We start from the raw sequence: 217 nt of genomic DNA, 5'->3' as shown, positions 1-217 counted from the left end.
GGTGTGTTCGAGTCTCTCAAATTTTCGCAACACGATGGTGTTTTACGAAACATCTTCGGGTTGTGAGGTTAAGCGACTAAGCGTACACGGTGGATGCCCTGGCAGTCAGAGGCGATGAAGGACGTGCTAATCTGCGATAAGCGCCGGTAAGGTGATATGAACCGTTATAACCGGCGATTTCCGAATGGGGAAACCCAGTGTGATCCGTCACACTATC

The 217-nt window shown here is 50.2% G+C and carries 1 rRNA gene; it reads left to right on the top strand.

The window, feature by feature from the left end:
- Positions 1–66: 66 nt before the first annotated feature.
- Positions 67–217: ribosomal RNA gene (locus FDX04_RS12155) — 23S ribosomal RNA — on the top strand; the annotation flags it as partial.

Origin of the sequence: Citrobacter sp. wls615, assembly GCF_005281355.1 — a bacterium.
GTDB lineage: Bacteria > Pseudomonadota > Gammaproteobacteria > Enterobacterales > Enterobacteriaceae > Citrobacter > Citrobacter werkmanii.
Note: the sequence above shows the minus strand (reverse complement) of the source record. Positions and strands in the feature narration are given on the sequence as shown.